16 protein-coding genes and 2 tRNA genes are annotated in these 16872 nt (G+C 62.2%); 13 read left to right on the top strand and 5 right to left on the bottom strand.

Going from position 1 to position 16872, the window contains the following annotated elements; genetic code table 11:
* The 13 genes from BG57_RS18645 (at position 1) to BG57_RS18585 (ending at position 12836) form a co-directional block, all read left to right on the top strand.
* Positions 1–642 (top strand): CoA transferase subunit B, encoded by a 642-nt coding sequence (locus BG57_RS18645; protein WP_035967013.1) that lies wholly within the window; start codon positions 1–3, stop codon positions 640–642.
* 166 nt (positions 643–808) lie between these two features.
* Positions 809–1729 (top strand): alpha/beta fold hydrolase, encoded by a 921-nt coding sequence (locus BG57_RS18640; protein WP_052005885.1) that lies wholly within the window; start codon positions 809–811, stop codon positions 1727–1729.
* Between the two features lie 63 nt (positions 1730–1792).
* On the top strand, positions 1793–2146 hold the full coding sequence (locus tag BG57_RS18635; RefSeq protein WP_035967012.1) for a RidA family protein: 354 nt from the start codon (positions 1793–1795) through the stop codon (positions 2144–2146).
* A gap of 35 nt (positions 2147–2181) precedes the next feature.
* On the top strand, positions 2182–4404 hold the full coding sequence (locus tag BG57_RS18630; RefSeq protein ID WP_035967011.1) for a RelA/SpoT family protein: 2223 nt from the start codon (positions 2182–2184) through the stop codon (positions 4402–4404).
* A gap of 103 nt (positions 4405–4507) precedes the next feature.
* Positions 4508–4584: transfer RNA gene (locus tag BG57_RS18625), tRNA-Val, on the top strand.
* Between the two features lie 300 nt (positions 4585–4884).
* Positions 4885–6792 carry a threonine--tRNA ligase gene (gene thrS, locus BG57_RS18620; protein WP_035967074.1) on the top strand — a complete coding sequence of 636 codons (1908 nt, stop codon included), beginning with the start codon at positions 4885–4887 and terminating at the stop codon, positions 6790–6792.
* A gap of 47 nt (positions 6793–6839) precedes the next feature.
* A complete protein-coding gene (gene infC / locus BG57_RS18615) occupies positions 6840–7370 on the top strand; it encodes a translation initiation factor IF-3 (RefSeq protein ID WP_075583167.1) in 531 nt (176 codons plus the stop codon).
* A 229-nt stretch (positions 7371–7599) separates the two neighbouring features.
* Positions 7600–7797 carry a 50S ribosomal protein L35 gene (rpmI, locus tag BG57_RS18610; protein WP_006052501.1) on the top strand — a complete coding sequence of 66 codons (198 nt, stop codon included), beginning with the start codon at positions 7600–7602 and terminating at the stop codon, positions 7795–7797.
* A 28-nt stretch (positions 7798–7825) separates the two neighbouring features.
* On the top strand, positions 7826–8185 hold the full coding sequence (gene rplT / locus BG57_RS18605) for a 50S ribosomal protein L20 (RefSeq protein WP_008350196.1): 360 nt from the start codon (positions 7826–7828) through the stop codon (positions 8183–8185).
* A 191-nt stretch (positions 8186–8376) separates the two neighbouring features.
* Positions 8377–9390 (top strand): phenylalanine--tRNA ligase subunit alpha, encoded by a 1014-nt coding sequence (gene pheS, locus BG57_RS18600; RefSeq protein ID WP_035967007.1) that lies wholly within the window; start codon positions 8377–8379, stop codon positions 9388–9390.
* 84 nt (positions 9391–9474) lie between these two features.
* Positions 9475–11907, top strand: a complete 2433-nt coding sequence (gene pheT / locus BG57_RS18595; RefSeq protein ID WP_035967005.1) for a phenylalanine--tRNA ligase subunit beta — start codon at positions 9475–9477, stop codon at positions 11905–11907.
* A 61-nt stretch (positions 11908–11968) separates the two neighbouring features.
* A complete protein-coding gene (locus tag BG57_RS18590) occupies positions 11969–12376 on the top strand; it encodes an integration host factor subunit alpha (protein ID WP_035967004.1) in 408 nt (135 codons plus the stop codon).
* Between the two features lie 82 nt (positions 12377–12458).
* Positions 12459–12836 (top strand): MerR family transcriptional regulator, encoded by a 378-nt coding sequence (locus BG57_RS18585; RefSeq protein ID WP_035967003.1) that lies wholly within the window; start codon positions 12459–12461, stop codon positions 12834–12836.
* Between the two features lie 545 nt (positions 12837–13381).
* Here BG57_RS18585 and BG57_RS18575 read toward each other — a convergent pair.
* The 5 genes from BG57_RS18575 to BG57_RS18555 all read right to left on the bottom strand — a co-directional run bounded on the left by BG57_RS18575 (position 13382) and on the right by BG57_RS18555 (position 16749).
* Positions 13382–13458, bottom strand: a tRNA-Pro gene (locus tag BG57_RS18575).
* A gap of 108 nt (positions 13459–13566) precedes the next feature.
* Positions 13567–13962 (bottom strand): hypothetical protein, encoded by a 396-nt coding sequence (locus BG57_RS18570; protein ID WP_052005883.1) that lies wholly within the window; start codon positions 13960–13962, stop codon positions 13567–13569.
* Between the two features lie 100 nt (positions 13963–14062).
* The gene (locus BG57_RS18565; RefSeq protein ID WP_035967001.1) at positions 14063–14956 is read right to left on the bottom strand and encodes a LysR family transcriptional regulator; all 894 of its coding nucleotides are present in this window, start codon (positions 14954–14956) and stop codon (positions 14063–14065) included.
* A 58-nt stretch (positions 14957–15014) separates the two neighbouring features.
* Positions 15015–15938 (bottom strand): LysR family transcriptional regulator, encoded by a 924-nt coding sequence (locus tag BG57_RS18560; RefSeq protein WP_035966999.1) that lies wholly within the window; start codon positions 15936–15938, stop codon positions 15015–15017.
* Between the two features lie 7 nt (positions 15939–15945).
* Complete coding sequence (locus BG57_RS18555; RefSeq protein WP_035966998.1) at positions 15946–16749, bottom strand: IclR family transcriptional regulator; 804 nt, start codon at positions 16747–16749, stop codon at positions 15946–15948.
* Positions 16750–16872: the final 123 nt, after the last annotated feature.

The raw sequence follows: 16872 nt of genomic DNA, 5'->3' as shown, positions 1-16872 counted from the left end.
ATGGCTTGGACTCGTGACCAGATGGCCGCGCGCGCGGCGAAGGAATTGCAGGACGGCTTCTACGTGAATCTGGGCATCGGCTTGCCGACGCTCGTTGCCAATCACGTGCCGCAGGGCGTCGAAGTGTGGCTGCAGTCGGAGAACGGACTGCTCGGCATCGGCCCGTCGCCGTATGAAGAAGAAGTCGACGCCGATCTCATCAATGCCGGCAAGCAGACAGTGACGACGCTGCCGGGCTCGTCGATCTTTTCGTCGGCGGATTCGTTCGCGATGATTCGCGGCGGCCACATCAACCTGGCGATCCTCGGCGCGATGCAGATCAGCAAGACCGGCGATCTCGCCAACTGGATGATCCCCGGCAAGATGATCAAGGGCATGGGCGGCGCGATGGACCTCGTCGCGGGCGTGAAGCGCGTCGTCGTGCTGATGGAGCATGTCGCGAAGGGCGATCAGCACAAGATTCTCGAAGCGTGCACGCTGCCGCTGACGGGCGTGGGTGTGGTCGATCGCATCATCACGGATCTCGGCGTCATCGACGTGACCGAGCAAGGCCTCAAGCTCGTCGAACTGGCCGACGGCGTCACCGTCGACGAAATCCAGCGCAAGACGGGCGCGCCGCTCGATGTCAGCAGCGTGAGCTGACGCGGCGATATAGCGTCGTGATAAGCGGGCGGGGCTGCAAGGCTTCGCCCGTTTTGCTTTTTGCGAGCCTGCGCGAAGCGCCGGGCATCGGCCGTTCGGCTAACGCACGTTCGGCTGCGAGCCGGGCGCTTTACAATCGTTCCGACACCTTCCACGAGGAAATCCCATGAGCGCATCCATCGTTGCCGAAGCATCGCATTACACGCTCGACCAGCCGCGTCAGCGATTCGTGCAGTGCGCGAGTCCGGCGGGGCTGCATCGCGTCGCGTACACGGAATGGGGCGATCCGGCGAACCCGCGCGTGCTCTTGTGCGTGCACGGCCTTACGCGCTCGGGCCGCGACTTCGACCGGCTCGCCAGGGCGTTTTCAAACGAATATCGCGTGGTGTGTCCGGATGTCGTCGGGCGCGGGCTGTCGGACTGGCTCGCGGACTCGCGCTACTACGGCGTCGCGCAATATGTCGCCGACATGGTGACGCTGATCGCGCGGCTCAACGTCGAAACGGTCGACTGGTTCGGCACGTCGATGGGCGGGCTCATCGGCATGGCGCTCGGCGGGCTGCCCGGCACGCCGATCCGCAAGATGCTGCTCAACGATGTCGGACCGCATATCGAACCGGTTGCGCTGGAGCGCATCCGCGAATACCTCGGCAAGCCGGCGCGGTTCGCATCGCTCGATGAAGGCGTGCGGCATGCGGCGGCGCTCGCGGCATCGTTCGGCCCGCTGACCGGCGACGAATGGACGAGCATCAACACCCCGCTGCTGCACGAGCACGATGGCGCGTGGACCTTCCGCTACGACCCCGGCATCGCCGCGCCGTTCTCCGCGACCACGGCGGAACAGAACGCGGCCGGCGAGGCGTTCATGTGGCGCTCGCTCGCGGCAATCGCGACGCCGGTGCTGGTCGTGCGCGGCGAAAGCTCCGATCTGCTCTCGCGCGAGACGGTGCGAAAGATGGAGGAGACGGGTCAGGCGGTGTCGAGCGTGGAAGTGCCCAATACAGGCCACGCGCCCGCCTTTCTTGCGGACGACCAGATCGCGACCGCCCGGGCGTTCTTTCTCGAAAACAATGCCAGCGGGGCATAATATCGGGCTGAGCGCCTCACGCTCGGTCTTGTTCTTGAACCATTTCAAAGGATCGACATACACATGGCAGTCACTCGTCACCACGTCGGCGCACGGCTTTCCGAGATCGCGATTCACAACGGCACGGTGTACCTCGCCGGGCAGATCGCCGAGGACACGAACCAGGACATCACCGGCCAGACGCGCGAAGTGCTGGGTCACATCGACCGCCTGCTGGAAGAGGCGAACAGCGACAAGTCGCATTTGCTGTCCGTGCAAATCTACGTCTCGGACATGGTGCATTTCGCCGGCATGAACGCCGTGTGGGACGCATGGGTCGCGCCGGGCAACACGCCGCCGCGCGCCACCGTCGAGGCGAAGCTGGCCAACCCCGATTGCCTCGTCGAAGTCGTGGTGGTGGCGGCTCAACGCAGCTAAGCCGTCAATGAACCGATAGCAGTCGCTTTATCCGTATGACCGAAACCCCCGTCCTCGCCGACACGCTGCCGGAGCCGTCCATCGACGACGCGCTCGCGTTCGTGCGCGAGCACGCGAAGGACGCGCGGGTCTCGACGGGCGAGTCGCTGGTGGATCACGCTGCCGGCACCGCGCGCATCATGCAGACGCTCAACGTCGATCCGTACGCGATCGCCGCCGCCGCGCTGTTTGCGCTCGCGCCTCATCTCGACGATCCGGAGAAGGTCATCGCGGAGCGCTTCGGGACGGAAGTGCAGCGGCTCGTCGGCGATGTGCGCAAGCTCCTGCGTCTCGGCTCCGTCAGCTCGCGCGCGACGCTCGCGGCGGTGTCCGACAACACCCGCGATGCGCAGGCGGCGCGGCGCGCGCAGGTCGAATCGCTGCGCAAGATGCTGCTCGCGTTCGCGCAGGACATTCGCGTGGTGCTGATCCGGCTCGCGTCCAGGCTGCAGACGCTGCGCTACTACGCGGCGCACAAGATGGAGCCATCGCCCGACGTGCCGCGCGAAACGCTCGAAATCTACGCGCCGCTCGCGAATCGTCTCGGCATCTGGCAACTGAAGTGGGAACTGGAGGACCTGTCGTTCCGCTTCGAAGACCCCGCCACGTACAAGCGGATCGCGAAGCTGCTCGACGAAAAGCGCGTCGAGCGCGAGTCGTATGTGACCGGGGCCATCGCGCGGCTGCAGAAGGAACTGGACACCGCGCACATCAAGGCCGAAGTGAGCGGCCGGCCGAAGCACATCTACAGCATCTGGAAGAAGATGCGCGGCAAGCAACTCGACTTCGCCGAGCTGAACGACGTGCGCGCGTTTCGCGTGATCGTCGGGGACATCAAGGATTGCTACACGGTGCTCGGCATCGTGCATAACCTGTGGCAGCCGGTGCCGCGCGAATTCGACGACTATATTTCGCGGCCCAAGCCGAACGGCTACAAGTCGCTGCATACGGTCGTCGTCGGCGACGATGGCCGCGCCTTCGAAGTGCAGATTCGCACGCATGAAATGCATCAGTTCGCGGAGTATGGCGTGGCCGCGCACTGGCGTTACAAGGAGGCGGGCGCGCGAGGCTACGCAGGCCAGGTGACGGCGAGCGAGAAATACGACGAGAAGATCGCGTGGCTGCGTCAGCTTCTCGCCTGGAAGGACGACGTCGAAGGCGAGCATCCGGGCTGGCAGCATCTGCGCGACGCCACGCTCGACGACGACCATATTTACGTGCTGACGCCGCAGGCTCGCGTGGTGGCGTTGCCGCACGGCGCGACGGCGGTCGATTTCGCGTATCACCTGCATAGCGAGCTGGGGCATCGCTGCCGGGGCGCGCGTGTCGATGGCGCGATGGTGCCGCTCAACACGCCGCTGCAGAACGGGCAGACGGTCGAGATCATCGCGGTGAAGGAAGGCGGACCCTCGCGCGACTGGCTCAATCCGCAGCTTGGCTACATGCACAGCCCGCGCGCGCGGCAGAAGGTGCGCGCGTGGTTCAACACGGTCGACGCGGCCGAGAACGTGGCGCAGGGCCGGGCGATCGTCGAAAAGACGCTGCAGCGCGAAGGCAAGACGTCGGTCAATCTCGATCAGCTCGCGGCCAAGCTCGGCTTCAAGGCGCCGGAAGATCTGTACGCGGTCGTCGCTAAGGACGAGTTCAGCGTGCGCAACATCGAGCACGCGTTGTCCGATGCGCCGCCGCCCGAGCCCGAGCCGGAAGCGCCCGCGCAATTCGAAAAGCGCAGCAGCGGGCAGAGCGTGGCGCAAGGGGCATCGACGGGCGTGCTGGTCGTCGGCGTGGATGCCTTGCTCACGCAGCTCGCGCGCTGCTGCCGTCCCGCGCCGCCCGATCCGATCGCGGGCTTCGTGACGCGCGGCAAAGGCATGTCGATTCATCGCGCGGACTGCACGACGTTCCAGCGCATGGCGCAGCGTTCGCCCGAACGCGTGCTGCATACGACATGGTCCGCCGAGGTGATGAACGGGCGCGGATCGTCGGTATATCCGGTCGATCTGTCGGTGGAGTCGGCGGATCGGCAAGGGCTCCTGCGCGATATCTCCGAAGTGTTCGCGCGTGAAAAGATCAACGTGATCGGCGTGAAGAGCCAAAGCCGCCGGAACATTGCATATATGCAATTCACGGTGGAGGTATCGAATTCGGCGCAGATTCAGCGCGCGTGCACGCTGCTCGGTGAAGTGCAGGGCGTTATTCGCGCATCGCGGCGCGCATGAGCGATATTGCGCGTCGAAGTGAACGATCGACGAATCTTTTTCATTTCATTGCGCAGAAACACTTGCCAAGATTCGAAACGCTCCATATAATCTCACTTCTTTCAGGCTCGTAGCTCAGCTGGTTAGAGCACCACCTTGACATGGTGGGGGTCGTTGGTTCGAGTCCAATCGAGCCTACCAACGAAAACGAAACTTCGGCGAATCCCGGTTCACGAAGTTTCACTCCGCAAAAGCGCTTCGGCGCAAAAGGCGAACAGCGAAATGGCACTTCGAACGTTGACCGAAACAAATTCGGAGCGACGCTAGTCGAGGACCTCTTTCGCCTTCTGCCCTTTTCTATTTTGCGGTATGTGTGAAAAGTGAATGCGGCCCCTCGATAGCGGGGCCGCATTTTTTTTGTCCCCCGGTTTCTGATATCGATATCGCGGGGCAGTGCTTAGTCGAACTCGCCAGGCCACGGCCGGCGTCTTGGAGAACGAAATGGTTTCGGTACGATTGCCTGATGGGTCGGTCCGCCAATACGACCACCCGGTGACCGTCGCGGAAGTCGCGGCATCGATCGGGGCGGGCTTGGCCAAGGCGGCGCTCGCCGGCAAGCTGAATGGCGAACTCGTCGATACCTCTTACGTCATCGACCAGGATTCGTCGCTTGCCATCGTCACGGACAAGGACCCTGAAGGCGTCGATGTCGTTCGTCATTCCGCCGCGCACTTGCTGGCGTACGCGGTCAAGGATCTGTTCCCCGAGGCGCAGGTGACCATCGGGCCGGTCATCGACAACGGCTTCTATTACGACTTCGCGTACAACCGTCCTTTCACGCCCGACGATCTCGAGAAGATCGAGAAGCGCATGCAGGAGCTCGCGCAGAAGAACGAGCCGGTGTCGCGCCGTGTCGTGTCGCGCGATGAAGCGGTCGAGTACTTCAAGAGCATCGGCGAGGGGTACAAGGCCGAAATCATCCAGTCGATTCCGGAAAGCGACGAGATTCGCCTGTACTCGCACGGCAATTTCATCGACTTGTGCCGCGGCCCGCACGTGCCGTCCACCGGCAAGCTGAAAGTCTTCAAGCTGATGAAGGTCGCGGGCGCGTACTGGCGTGGCGACTCGAAGAACGAGCAACTGCAGCGCATTTACGGCACTGCCTGGACCAGAAAGGAAGACCAGGATCAGTACCTGCACATGCTCGAGGAAGCGGAAAAGCGCGATCACCGCAAGCTCGGCAAGCAACTCGACCTGTTCCACCTGCAGGACGAAGCGCCGGGCATGGTGTTCTGGCATCCGAAGGGCTGGTCGCTTTGGCAGCAGGTCGAGCAGTACATGCGCCGTCGCGTGAACGAGGCCGGCTATCTGGAGATCAAGACCCCGATGGTCATGGACCGTTCGCTGTGGGAAGCATCGGGCCACTGGCAGAACTATCGTGAAAACATGTTCACGACCGAATCGGAAAAGCGCGACTACGCCATCAAGCCGATGAACTGCCCCGGTCACGTGCAGGTGTTCAATCACGGCCTGCGCTCGTATCGCGACTTGCCGCTGCGTTACGCGGAGTTCGGTTCGTGCCATCGGAACGAGCCGTCGGGCGCGTTGCACGGCCTCATGCGCGTGCGCGGCTTCGTCCAGGACGACGCACACATTTTCTGTACCGAAGACCAGTTCATCGCGGAGTCGATTGCGTTCAATACGCTCGCGATGAGCGTGTACAAGGACTTCGGCTTCGATCACATCGACATCAAACTGTCGCTGCGTCCCGAGCAGCGCGCGGGCACCGATGAAATCTGGGATCGCGCCGAGCAGGGTCTGCGCGAAGCGCTGACCGCTTGCGGCCTGCAATGGGAAGAGCTTTCGGGCGAGGGCGCGTTCTACGGTCCGAAAATCGAGTACCACATCAAGGACGCGCTCGGCCGTTCGTGGCAGTGCGGCACGCTGCAGCTCGACATGGTGCTGCCGGAGCGCCTCGGCGCGGAGTACGTGTCGGAGGACAACAGCCGTCGCCGTCCGGTCATGCTTCACCGCGCGATCGTCGGCTCGATGGAGCGTTTCCTCGGCATTTTGATCGAGCATCACGCCGGCGCAATGCCGCCGTGGCTGTCGCCGGTGCAGGCCGTCGTGCTCAATATTGCCGAAAGTCAGTCCGAATATGCGGCATCTTTGGCCCAATCGTTGCAAAAACAAGGGCTTAGAGTAGAGAGCGATTTGCGCAACGAGAAAATTAGCTATAAAATACGCGAGCACACGCTGCAAAAGATCCCGTATTTGCTGGTTGTCGGGGACAAGGAGCGTGAGGCGCAAACCGTAGCCGTGCGTGCTCGTGGCGGTGTCGATCTGGGCGTGATGCCGGTCGACGCATTCCTCGAACGTCTGCAGCAGGAAGTGCGGGCGTTCAAGTAAGTCACTCGCAGCGCGGCTTGTTTTTTCATTTTTAGAGGAAACGTAACATCGCTACTGATAAGTCGTCACATCGCATCAACGGTGAAATTACTGCACCGGAAGTGCGCTTGGTCGGAGTGGACAACGAGCCGCTCGGAATCGTGAAACTGGCCGATGCGTTCCGTCAATCGGAACAGCTCGACGTGGATCTCGTCGAAATTGCGCCGCAGGCTTCGCCGCCTGTCTGCCGTTTGATGGATTACGGCAAGTTCAAGTATTCGGAAGCGAAGAAGCAGCACGAGGCGAAACTCAAGCAGAAGATCGTGCAGGTGAAGGAAGTCAAATTCCGCCCCGGCACGGATGACGGTGACTACAACGTCAAGCTGCGCAACCTCACGCGCTTTCTCGAAGACGGCGACAAGACGAAAATCACATTGCGTTTCCGCGGTCGCGAAATGGCGCACCAGGAAATCGGCATGCGCATGCTCGAACGTCTGAAGACGGATCTCGACGAAGTCGGTCAGGTCGAGCAGATGCCGAAGATGGAAGGCCGCCAGATGATCATGGTGCTGGCTCCGAAGAAGAAGGCGGCCAAGTAAGCACGAGCAGCAAGACGATGGATCGCGCGCCGTCGCAAGGCGGCAGCGCGGCATCGCCGGAAGGTTCAGAGGGGCGTCGTATCAACGGCGCCGCTCATGAAAAGCGGCAGCCTGAGAAGGTTGTCTGCACATAAGTGGAGCGTGGGTTTCGAAGGGCGGAAAGCGGTTCTGGCCACTACGGAGGGATCAGCCGCACACCCATGACCATCTAATAAACTGGAGTAGTTTCATGCCGAAGATGAAGACCAAGAAGAGTGCTGCAAAGCGCTTCGTGGTGCGTCCGGGCGGTACCGTCAAGCGCGGTCAGGCCTTCAAGCGCCACATTCTTACCAAGAAAACCACCAAGAACAAACGCCATCTGCGTGGCTCCACGGCTGTTCACGATTCCGATCTGAACTCCGTCCGCGCAATGCTGCCGTTCGCCTAACCTCAACTAACACTCCAAGGAGCGCAACATGCCTCGAGTAAAACGTGGGGTTACCGCACGGGCCCGTCACAAGAAGATCATTCGTCTGGCCAAGGGTTACCGCGGCCGTCGCAATAACGTCTATCGCATCGCCAAGCAGGCGGTCATGCGCGCAGGCCAGTACGCCTACCGCGATCGCCGCAACAAGAAGCGTGTGTTCCGCGCATTGTGGATCACGCGTATCAACGCGGCGGTGCGTCAGCACGACATGACGTACAGCGTGTTCATCAACGGCCTGAAGAAGGCTTCGATCGAACTCGACCGCAAGGTGCTGGCTGACATGGCTGTGTTCGACAAGGCTGCTTTTGCTGCGATCGTCAAGCAGGTGAAAGCCGCCGTTGCAGCCTAATTGCGAAATTAGTACTGCGTGGTTTGCCTGAACGCTGCCGTAACAACGGCGGCGCTCAAGCAGAAAACGGGGCTCTCACCGAGCCCCGTTTTCGTTGGACGGACGGTTTTGCGCATGACTTGCGCACACGCGGCAGGGCACGCGCAAAACCGTAATTCAGTTAGAACTTCGACGTTGAAAAGATGGGATCAATGGATCTGGACCAGATTGTCTCCGACGCGAAAAGCGCCTTTGAAAACGCCAGCGATGCCGCCACGCTCGAAAACGAGAAAGCGCGCTTCCTGGGCAAGTCCGGCGCGCTCACCGAGCTGCTGAAGGGCCTCGGCAAGCTCGATCCCGACGCGAAGAAAACCGAAGGCGCGCGCATCAACGTCGCGAAGCAACAGGTCGAAGCGGCGCTCAATGCGCGCCGTCAGGCGCTGGCAGATGCACTGCTGAACCAGCGGCTCGCGGCGGAAGCCATCGACGTGACGCTGCCCGGGCGCGGCGCGGGCGTCGGCACGCTTCATCCGGTAATGCGCACGTGGGAACGCGTCGAGCAGATTTTCGGCAGCATCGGCTTCGACGTCGCCGACGGCCCCGAGATCGAAACCGACTGGTACAACTTCACCGCGCTGAACAGCCCGGAGAATCATCCGGCGCGCTCGATGCAGGACACGTTCTACGTCGACGGCAAGGACGCCGAAGGTCGTCCGCTGCTGCTTCGCACGCACACGAGCCCGATGCAGGTGCGCTACGCGCGCATGAACAAGCCGCCAATCAAGGTGATCGTGCCGGGCCGCACGTATCGCGTGGACAGCGACGCCACGCACTCGCCGATGTTCAACCAGGTCGAAGGCCTGTGGATTGAAGAGAACATCAGCTTCGCGGATCTGAAGGGCGTCTACACCGACTTCCTCAAGAAATTCTTCGAGCGCGACGACATTCTGGTGCGCTTCCGTCCTTCGTATTTCCCGTTCACGGAGCCGTCCGCCGAAATCGACATGATGTTCGAGCACGGCAAGAACGCGGGCAAGTGGCTGGAGATTTCGGGCTCGGGCCAGGTGCATCCGACCGTCATCCGCAACATGGGCCTCGATCCCGAGCGCTACATCGGCTTTGCATTCGGCAGCGGCCTCGAGCGTCTCACGATGCTGCGTTACGGCGTGCAGGACCTGCGCCTGTTCTTCGAAAACGATCTGCGTTTCCTGCGACAGTTCGCTTAAAGACGCACGTCCCGCGGCGTTCGGCTGCGAAAGAAGCGAAGGCGGCCGAACGAGAGACTCCAAACATTTCGAACGTAGACACACATGCAATTCCCCGAATCCTGGCTCCGTAGCTTCGTCGATCCCAAGCTCTCCACCGGCGAACTCGCGCACGCGCTCACGATGGCTGGTCTCGAGGTCGAAGACCTGCGCCCGGTGGCGCCGCCGACCACGAAGATCGTTGTCGGGCAAGTGCTGGAAGTGGCAAAGCATCCGAACGCCGACAAGCTCAACGTCTGTCAGGTCGATGCCGGCACGGGCGAGCAATTGAACATCGTGTGCGGCGCGCCCAATGTGTCGCCGGGCATCAAGGTGCCGGTCGCGCTGATCGGCGCGGTGCTGCCGCCGGCCGAAGCGGGCGGCGAGCCGTTTGCGATCAAGCCGACGAAACTGCGCGGCGTCGACAGCCAGGGCATGCTGTGCTCGGCGCGCGAACTGAAGCTGTCGGAAGATCACAGCGGTCTCTTGATCCTTCCCGCCGATGCGAAGGTCGGCCAGGACATCCGCGAGGCGCTCAATCTCGACGACACCGTCTTCGAGATCAAGCTCACGCCGAACAAGGCGGACTGCCTCTCGGTGTTCGGCGTCGCGCGTGAGACGGCCGCCATCACCGGCGCGCCGCTGAAGGCGCTGGACATGCCCCCAGTGAAGGTCACGCTCGACGAGAAACTGCCGGTCAAGGTGCTCGCGCCGGATCTGTGCGGACGGTTCTCGGGCCGAGTGATTCGCGGCGTGAACGCACGCGCGAAGACGCCGCAATGGATGGTCGAGCGCCTCGAACGTTCGGGCCAGCGCAGCATCTCGGCACTCGTCGACATTTCGAACTACGTGATGCTCGAACTCGGCCGTCCGTCGCACGTGTTCGATCTCGACAAGATTCACGGCGGAATCGAAGTGCGTTGGGGCAGAAAGGGCGAGTCGCTCAAGCTTCTGAACGGCAACATCGTCGAACTCGATGAAACCGTCGGCGTCATCGCGGATGACTCGCACGTCGAAAGCCTCGCGGGCATCATGGGCGGCGACAGCACGGCCGTCTCGCTCGATACCACGAACATCTATCTGGAAGCCGCGTTCTGGTGGCCGGACGCGATCCGCGGCCGTGCGCGCAAGTACAACTTCTCGACGGATGCCGCGCATCGCTTCGAACGCGGCGTCGATTATTCGACGACCGTCGAGCATATCGAGCGCATCTCGCAACTGATTCTCGACATCTGCGGCGGCGTAGCCGGTCCCGTCGACGATCAGATCCTGAACGTGCCCGAGCGCCGTCCGGTGTCGATGCGCGTTGCGCGGGCACATCGCATCATCGGCGTGGAGATCGGGGCGGAAGAGATCGCGCAGATTTTCACGCGATTGAACCTCGCGTTCGAGCGCGATGGCGATACGTTCCATGTCACGCCGCCGCCGTATCGCTTCGATATCGAGATCGAGGAAGACCTGATCGAGGAAGTCGCGCGCATCTACGGCTTCGAGAAGATTCCGGCGCGCCCGCCGGTGGCGGCGAGCGAAATGCGCCCCACGAACGAGACCAAGCGCTCGATCCATGTGCTGCGTCATGCCGTGGCCGCGCGCGACTATGCGGAAACGGTCAACTTCAGTTTCGTCGATGCCGAATGGGAGAAGGACTTCGCCGGCAACGACAACCCGGTGAAGCTGATCAACCCGATCGCGAGCCAGCTCTCGGTCATGCGCACGACGATGTTCGGCAGCCTGATCGACGTGTTGCGCTACAACCTGAATCGCCGCGCCGACCGCATCCGCGTGTTCGAAGCAGGGCGCGTCTTCCTGCGCGATCCATCGGTCAAGGCGGGTGAACTGACGGTTGAAGGCTTCGCACAGCCGAAGATGATCGGCGGTCTCGCGTATGGCCCGGCGATCGAGGAGCAGTGGGGCGCGGCATCGCGCAACGTCGACTTCTTCGACGTGAAGGGTGATGTCGAAGCGCTCTTCGCGCCGGTCGTCCCGCGCTTCGTGAAGGCCGAGCATCCGGCGCTGCATCCGGGGCGCAGCGCGCGCATCGAAGTGGCGGGGCGCGCGGTCGGCTGGATCGGCGAATTGCATCCGCGCTGGCTGCAAAAATATGACCTTCCGCAGGCGCCGATCCTCTTCGAAGTCGAGGCAGACGCGCTGATGGAGCGCCCGCTGCCGGTGCTGTCGGAAGTATCGAAATTCCCGCCGGTGCGGCGCGATATCGCGATCGTCGTGGACCAGTCGGTACCGGTACAAGCACTGCTCGACGAGCTCGAAAACGCCCGTTCCGAGCCCGCTTGCAAGCACGTTACCCGGGTTGCGCTTTTCGATGAATTCCGTCCAAAATCAAACACTTCCGGTGGGTTGGGGGAGCATGAGAAAAGTCTTGCCTTCCGTGTAACGTTGCAAGATACTGGCGGCACGCTTCAGGACGAAACAGTCGACACGGCGATCAGAACGCTGGTGGATCGCCTGGCTCGAGTACACGGCGCGCGGTTGCGCGGATAGCCCAGTTGGCCCGTCCGCAGGGATCGCCAAGTCAAATCATGTTTCGCGCCGTTTTACCGATATGAACCAAATGAACTCGAGTGATTTCGAAGCCCTTCTTTCGGCGCAGCGCAGCGCCATGACCCGAGACAGCACCGCTTCGGGCGCGATGCCGAACGATACGCCGACGCTCACGAAGGCCGAACTGGCGGAAATGCTGTTCGACCACGTCGGCCTCAACAAGCGCGAAGCGAAGGACATGGTCGAAGCCTTCTTCGAGGTGATCCGCGACGCGCTCGAAAGCGGCGACAGCGTCAAGCTGTCCGGTTTCGGCAACTTCCAGCTGCGCGACAAACCTCAGCGCCCTGGACGCAATCCGAAGACCGGCGAAGCCATTCCGATCGCGGCGCGGCGGGTCGTCACTTTTCATGCAAGCCAGAAACTGAAGGCGTTGGTCGAAACAGGCGCGGAGACGAGCCTCACTCGTTGACGCGTTCCATGCGCCGATGGGCGCTCCTGCAGTTCGGCCGCCGCGCTTCAATCGACATCACTCAAACGATGGTTGATCGACGATGGAAAAAGTCGTCTTGCCTCCGATCCCCGCCAAGCGTTATTTCACGATTGGCGAAGTCAGCGAGCTGTGTGGTGTCAAGCCGCACGTGCTGCGCTATTGGGAGCAGGAGTTCACGCAACTCAGGCCGGTCAAGCGGCGGGGTAATCGTCGGTATTATCAGCACCACGAAGTCTTGCTGATCCGGCGCATTCGCGAGTTGCTGTACGAGCAGGGTTTCACGATAAATGGCGCGCGCAACCGGCTAGATTCTCAAGGGCGCCCGATCGATGACGAAGCCACCGACGCGCAAGCCGCAGCGGACGCGCAGCAACCGGCGGTCGATGTCGAGCAGTTGCGTAAAGAGTTATCGCAAGTCATCGACTTGCTCGGCGGGTGACACGAAAGGCCGCGATCATGTATCGCGGCTTTTTTTCGTCTTGACGGGGAGCGTTAGCCGGGCGCGACGCGTGCGCTTTGCACAGGCCCGGCATCCGACGACCAATAGACGATGCTCGGCCCGACGCCAGAGGGCGGATAGGTGCGCCAATCGTCGACGCCATGATGGAAGAAATAGAGCGCGAAGAACCCGCCACGACGATCATTGCGTGCGCTGACGCAGACGTAACGACTGCCGCCGGGGTAAATGCGGCCGAAACGCGTGACGCGCGCAGCACTGGCCGCGCTGAACCATCTTGCGATGTCTGCGCGTAGCGAGGATGAGGGACGATCAGGCTGGACTCGGCGTCGCGATATCGGGCCGCGAGCTGACGAAGGCATTGCTGTGCCGCTCCTTAAGTGTCACGCGAAGAATAGAACTTAAGTTGCTGGCAAGCAAGCAAAAACCGTTGTTTTGGCGTCTCGGGAAAGATGCCTGGCGGTTTGAAGCAGCGGGTGAAAAGCAAAAAGCCCACGCGAGGTGAAACTCGCGTGGGCTTTAAATTTTGGTCGGGGCGAGAGGATTTGAACCTCCGACCACCTGCACCCCATGCAGGTACGCTACCAGGCTGCGCTACGCCCCGAAAGAGCGAAAGTATATCAGAGCGAATCGAATAGTAGAACTGCTGCGGCGATTTTTGCTGCAAACGTTGCCAAATCCACTTTCGACCCGCCAAGCTCGACGAAGCACATCACGACGCCACAGCCGCCGATGCCTCGCCGGGCGCGACCGCTTTCGCCGTGTCGACAACCGCCCGCGCAGGCGATGCCGCCGACTGCTGACGCTTGCGGAACAGAAGGCCCATCACGAGCGACACCGCGCACGGAGCGAGATAGCCGAAGAAACGCCCGGCCCACGCCATGCGCGAGGCGACGGTTTCATACTGCGTATGGTCATGGAAGCTCGCGGACGCAAAGACCATCGTCAGCGTGAAATCCAGAACCATCGCCAGAAAGCAGAAGACAAAGTAAATCAGCGCGCCGTTCCACAGCAATTTGCCGTGACTTGCATTGATCGTGCGGCAAACAAATAACACGATGCCCAGCAGCAAGAAGTTGAAAAACAACGGAATCCAGGGGAAGTCCATATTGCGTGATGCCTCGTGCAAAGAAGAATGAGCCGGTCCGGGCAAGCGGACGCCGGCGCGATCTTCACATGAGGTACAGGACGCTTGAATAGGAGTAATCCTAACAATTTGGCCGATCGCCCAGCGATTCGGATAGAAAGTCGATGAACGTGCGGACCTTCGTCGTCATGTATTTGCGGCTCGTGTAGACGGCGTACACCGATGGCGCGAACGCCGTGTACTGCGGCAACAGATGCACGAGCCCACCCGACGCCAGTTCCTGATCGATCATCCACTGCGGAACGTACGCGAGTCCCATGCCGGCGTGGACGAGTTGCAACAGCATCGAACTGTCGTTGGTTTTCAGCACCGCGTGATTTTTTACGACGACTTCGCCATCCGGGCCCGTCAGCGTGACCGACTCGATGTTCGTATAAGTCGGCAGGATGACGCGATGGCGCGCGATGTCGTCCGGATGGCGCGGCTCGCCATGTCGGTCCAGATACGCACGCGACGCCACCAGCACGAACGGCATCTTGCACAGCGGCCGCACGATCAGCGAAGGCGACGGCTCCCACGTCGCACGCAGCGCCATGTCGTAGCCTTCTTCGACGAGATCGACGAAGCGGTTCTCCAGCCGCAGATCGACGAGCACGCCCGGATAGCGCGCCTGATACGCAACGAGCAGGTCCGCGAACCGCCGATTCGCGAACCAGCCGGGCGCCGTCACCTTGAGCACGCCCTGCGGCTGCGCGGTCTGCACACCGACCGCCGCCTCGGCCGCCTTCAGGATGTCCAGCGCTTCGCTGCACTGCTCGTAATAGACGCTGCCCGCTTCGGTCAGGCTCAGATGGCGCGTCGTGCGGTGAAGCAGACGCACGCCGAGTTGCCGTTCCAGATTGGCGACATGCTTGCTTGTCATCGCGGTCGAAATGTCGAGGCGCTCGGCGGCCTTCACGAAGCTGCCCGCGTCGACGACTTCGCGGAACACGCGCAAACTGGTCAGCGCATCCATCGGTCACTTTCCCGCAGGAAGAAAACGGCGATGTTAGCGCCAATCCATCGGTGAACGCTCACTTCGGCCATTCGTCGAGCGCGTCGTTGAAGAGCGACGCGACCACGCCGCGCAGCCAGGTCGTGCGCGGATCGTTATGGAACTTGCGATGCCAGTGCTGCCGAAGATCGAAGCGCGGCAACGGTAGCGGCGGCTCGGCCAGCGTGATCGACGCGTGCTCCGCGACATACGCGAAGCCGATCGCATGCGGCACCGTCGCGATCAGGTCGGTGCGCGAGAGAATGAACGGCAGGCTCATGAAGTGCGGCGTTTCGAGCACCGCGCGCCGCCGGACACGTTCCTTGTCGAGATAGTTTTCGAGCACTTCCTGGCTTCGTCCTTCGGCGCGCACGACCGCATGTCCGCATTCGACGAAGCGCTCGAGCGTGAGCGGCTCGTTCGCGTACGGGTGATCGCGCCGCATCAGACAGATGAAGCGATGCGAGAAAAGCCGCTGCTGAAAAAAGTTGTTGCCGCGCAGGTCCGGAAAATAGCCGACCGCAAGATCGATTTCGCCCGCTTCCAGTCCGCGCTCCACGTCTCCATGCGATACGGACACCGAGCGCAGATTCGCGCGGGGCGCATCTTTCGCGAACGCCTGCAAGAGTCGCGGCAGGAAGACGATCTCGCCGACATCGGATAGCGCGATCGAGAATGTATCGGTGCTCGACGAGGGATCGAAGTGCTGGGTGTCGAGCAGGCCGCGCTCGATGCACCCGAGCGCGTCGCGGGCGGCGGGCACGAGGGCCAGTGCGCGCGGCGTCGGTTCCATGCCGCGCGAGGTCCGCACAAATAACGGATCGTTGAAGTATTCGCGCAGCCGCCCGAGCGCCGTCGATACGCGCGGCTGACTCACACCGAGCCGCTCTGCGGCGCGGCTGACGTTGCGCGTTTCCGCGATCGCGACGAGGAACGGGATCAGGTTCAGATCGAGTTCGTCCATGTTGCGATCAGCCGCGCCGCGCGACCATCTCGGACACGCGCTGCGCCGCGTCCTGCAACGGCTCGAGAAACGCCTTCACCATCTGCTTCGCGCTCTTGCGCTGCGCGTTGCCGCTGATGTTCAGCGCGGCGATGGTGCGCCCCTGCCGGTCGCGGATCGGCGCGGACATCGAAATCAGGCCTTCCTCCAGTTCCTGATCGACGATCGCCCAGCCCTGGCGGCGCACCGCCGCGATCGCTTCCTTCAGCGCGCCGCGATCGACGATCGTATGCGGGGTGCGCGCGACGATATCGCTGGCATCGAGCAACGCGTCGAGACGATCGTCGTCGAGCGCGGACAGCAGGACGCGGCCCATCGACGTGCAGAACGCGGGCAGGCGGCTGCCGATCGACAGATTCTGCGTGATGATCTTGTGTGTCGGCACGCGCAGCACATAGACGATCTCCGCGCCATTCAGCACGGCCGCCGAACAGCTCTCGTGCACCTGCTCGACGAGGTCTTCCATCACCGGTTCGGCGAGATTCCAGAACGGCATCGACGTGAGATAGGCGAAGCCGAGATCCAGGATCTTCGGCGTGAGCTGGAACAGCCGCCCGTCGGCCTCGACGTAGCCGAGCGTCTGAAGCGTGAGCAGGATGCGCCGTGCGCCGGCGCGCGTGAGGCCCGCGGCGGCCGCGACTTCGGTCAGCGTCTGCGCGGGGCGGTTGGCATCGAACGAGCGGATGACCGAAAGTCCGCGCGCGAACGATTGCACATAGGCATCGCCGGGACGGGAAGGGGCGTCTTGCGCATCCGAAGGAAAAGTGTCCATGAATTCAGGTAAGGAGACTCGGTACAAACCCGCGAAAGGCGCGGGCTTCGTTGACACCGCAACGAACGCGGGACTAACATGCCGATGTTCGCTAAACGAATCTATGTTCGCATGACGAACATT

It is taken from the genome of Caballeronia grimmiae, assembly GCF_000698555.1.
GTDB lineage: Bacteria > Pseudomonadota > Gammaproteobacteria > Burkholderiales > Burkholderiaceae > Caballeronia > Caballeronia grimmiae.
This window is presented reverse-complemented; position numbering and strand designations above follow the sequence as displayed.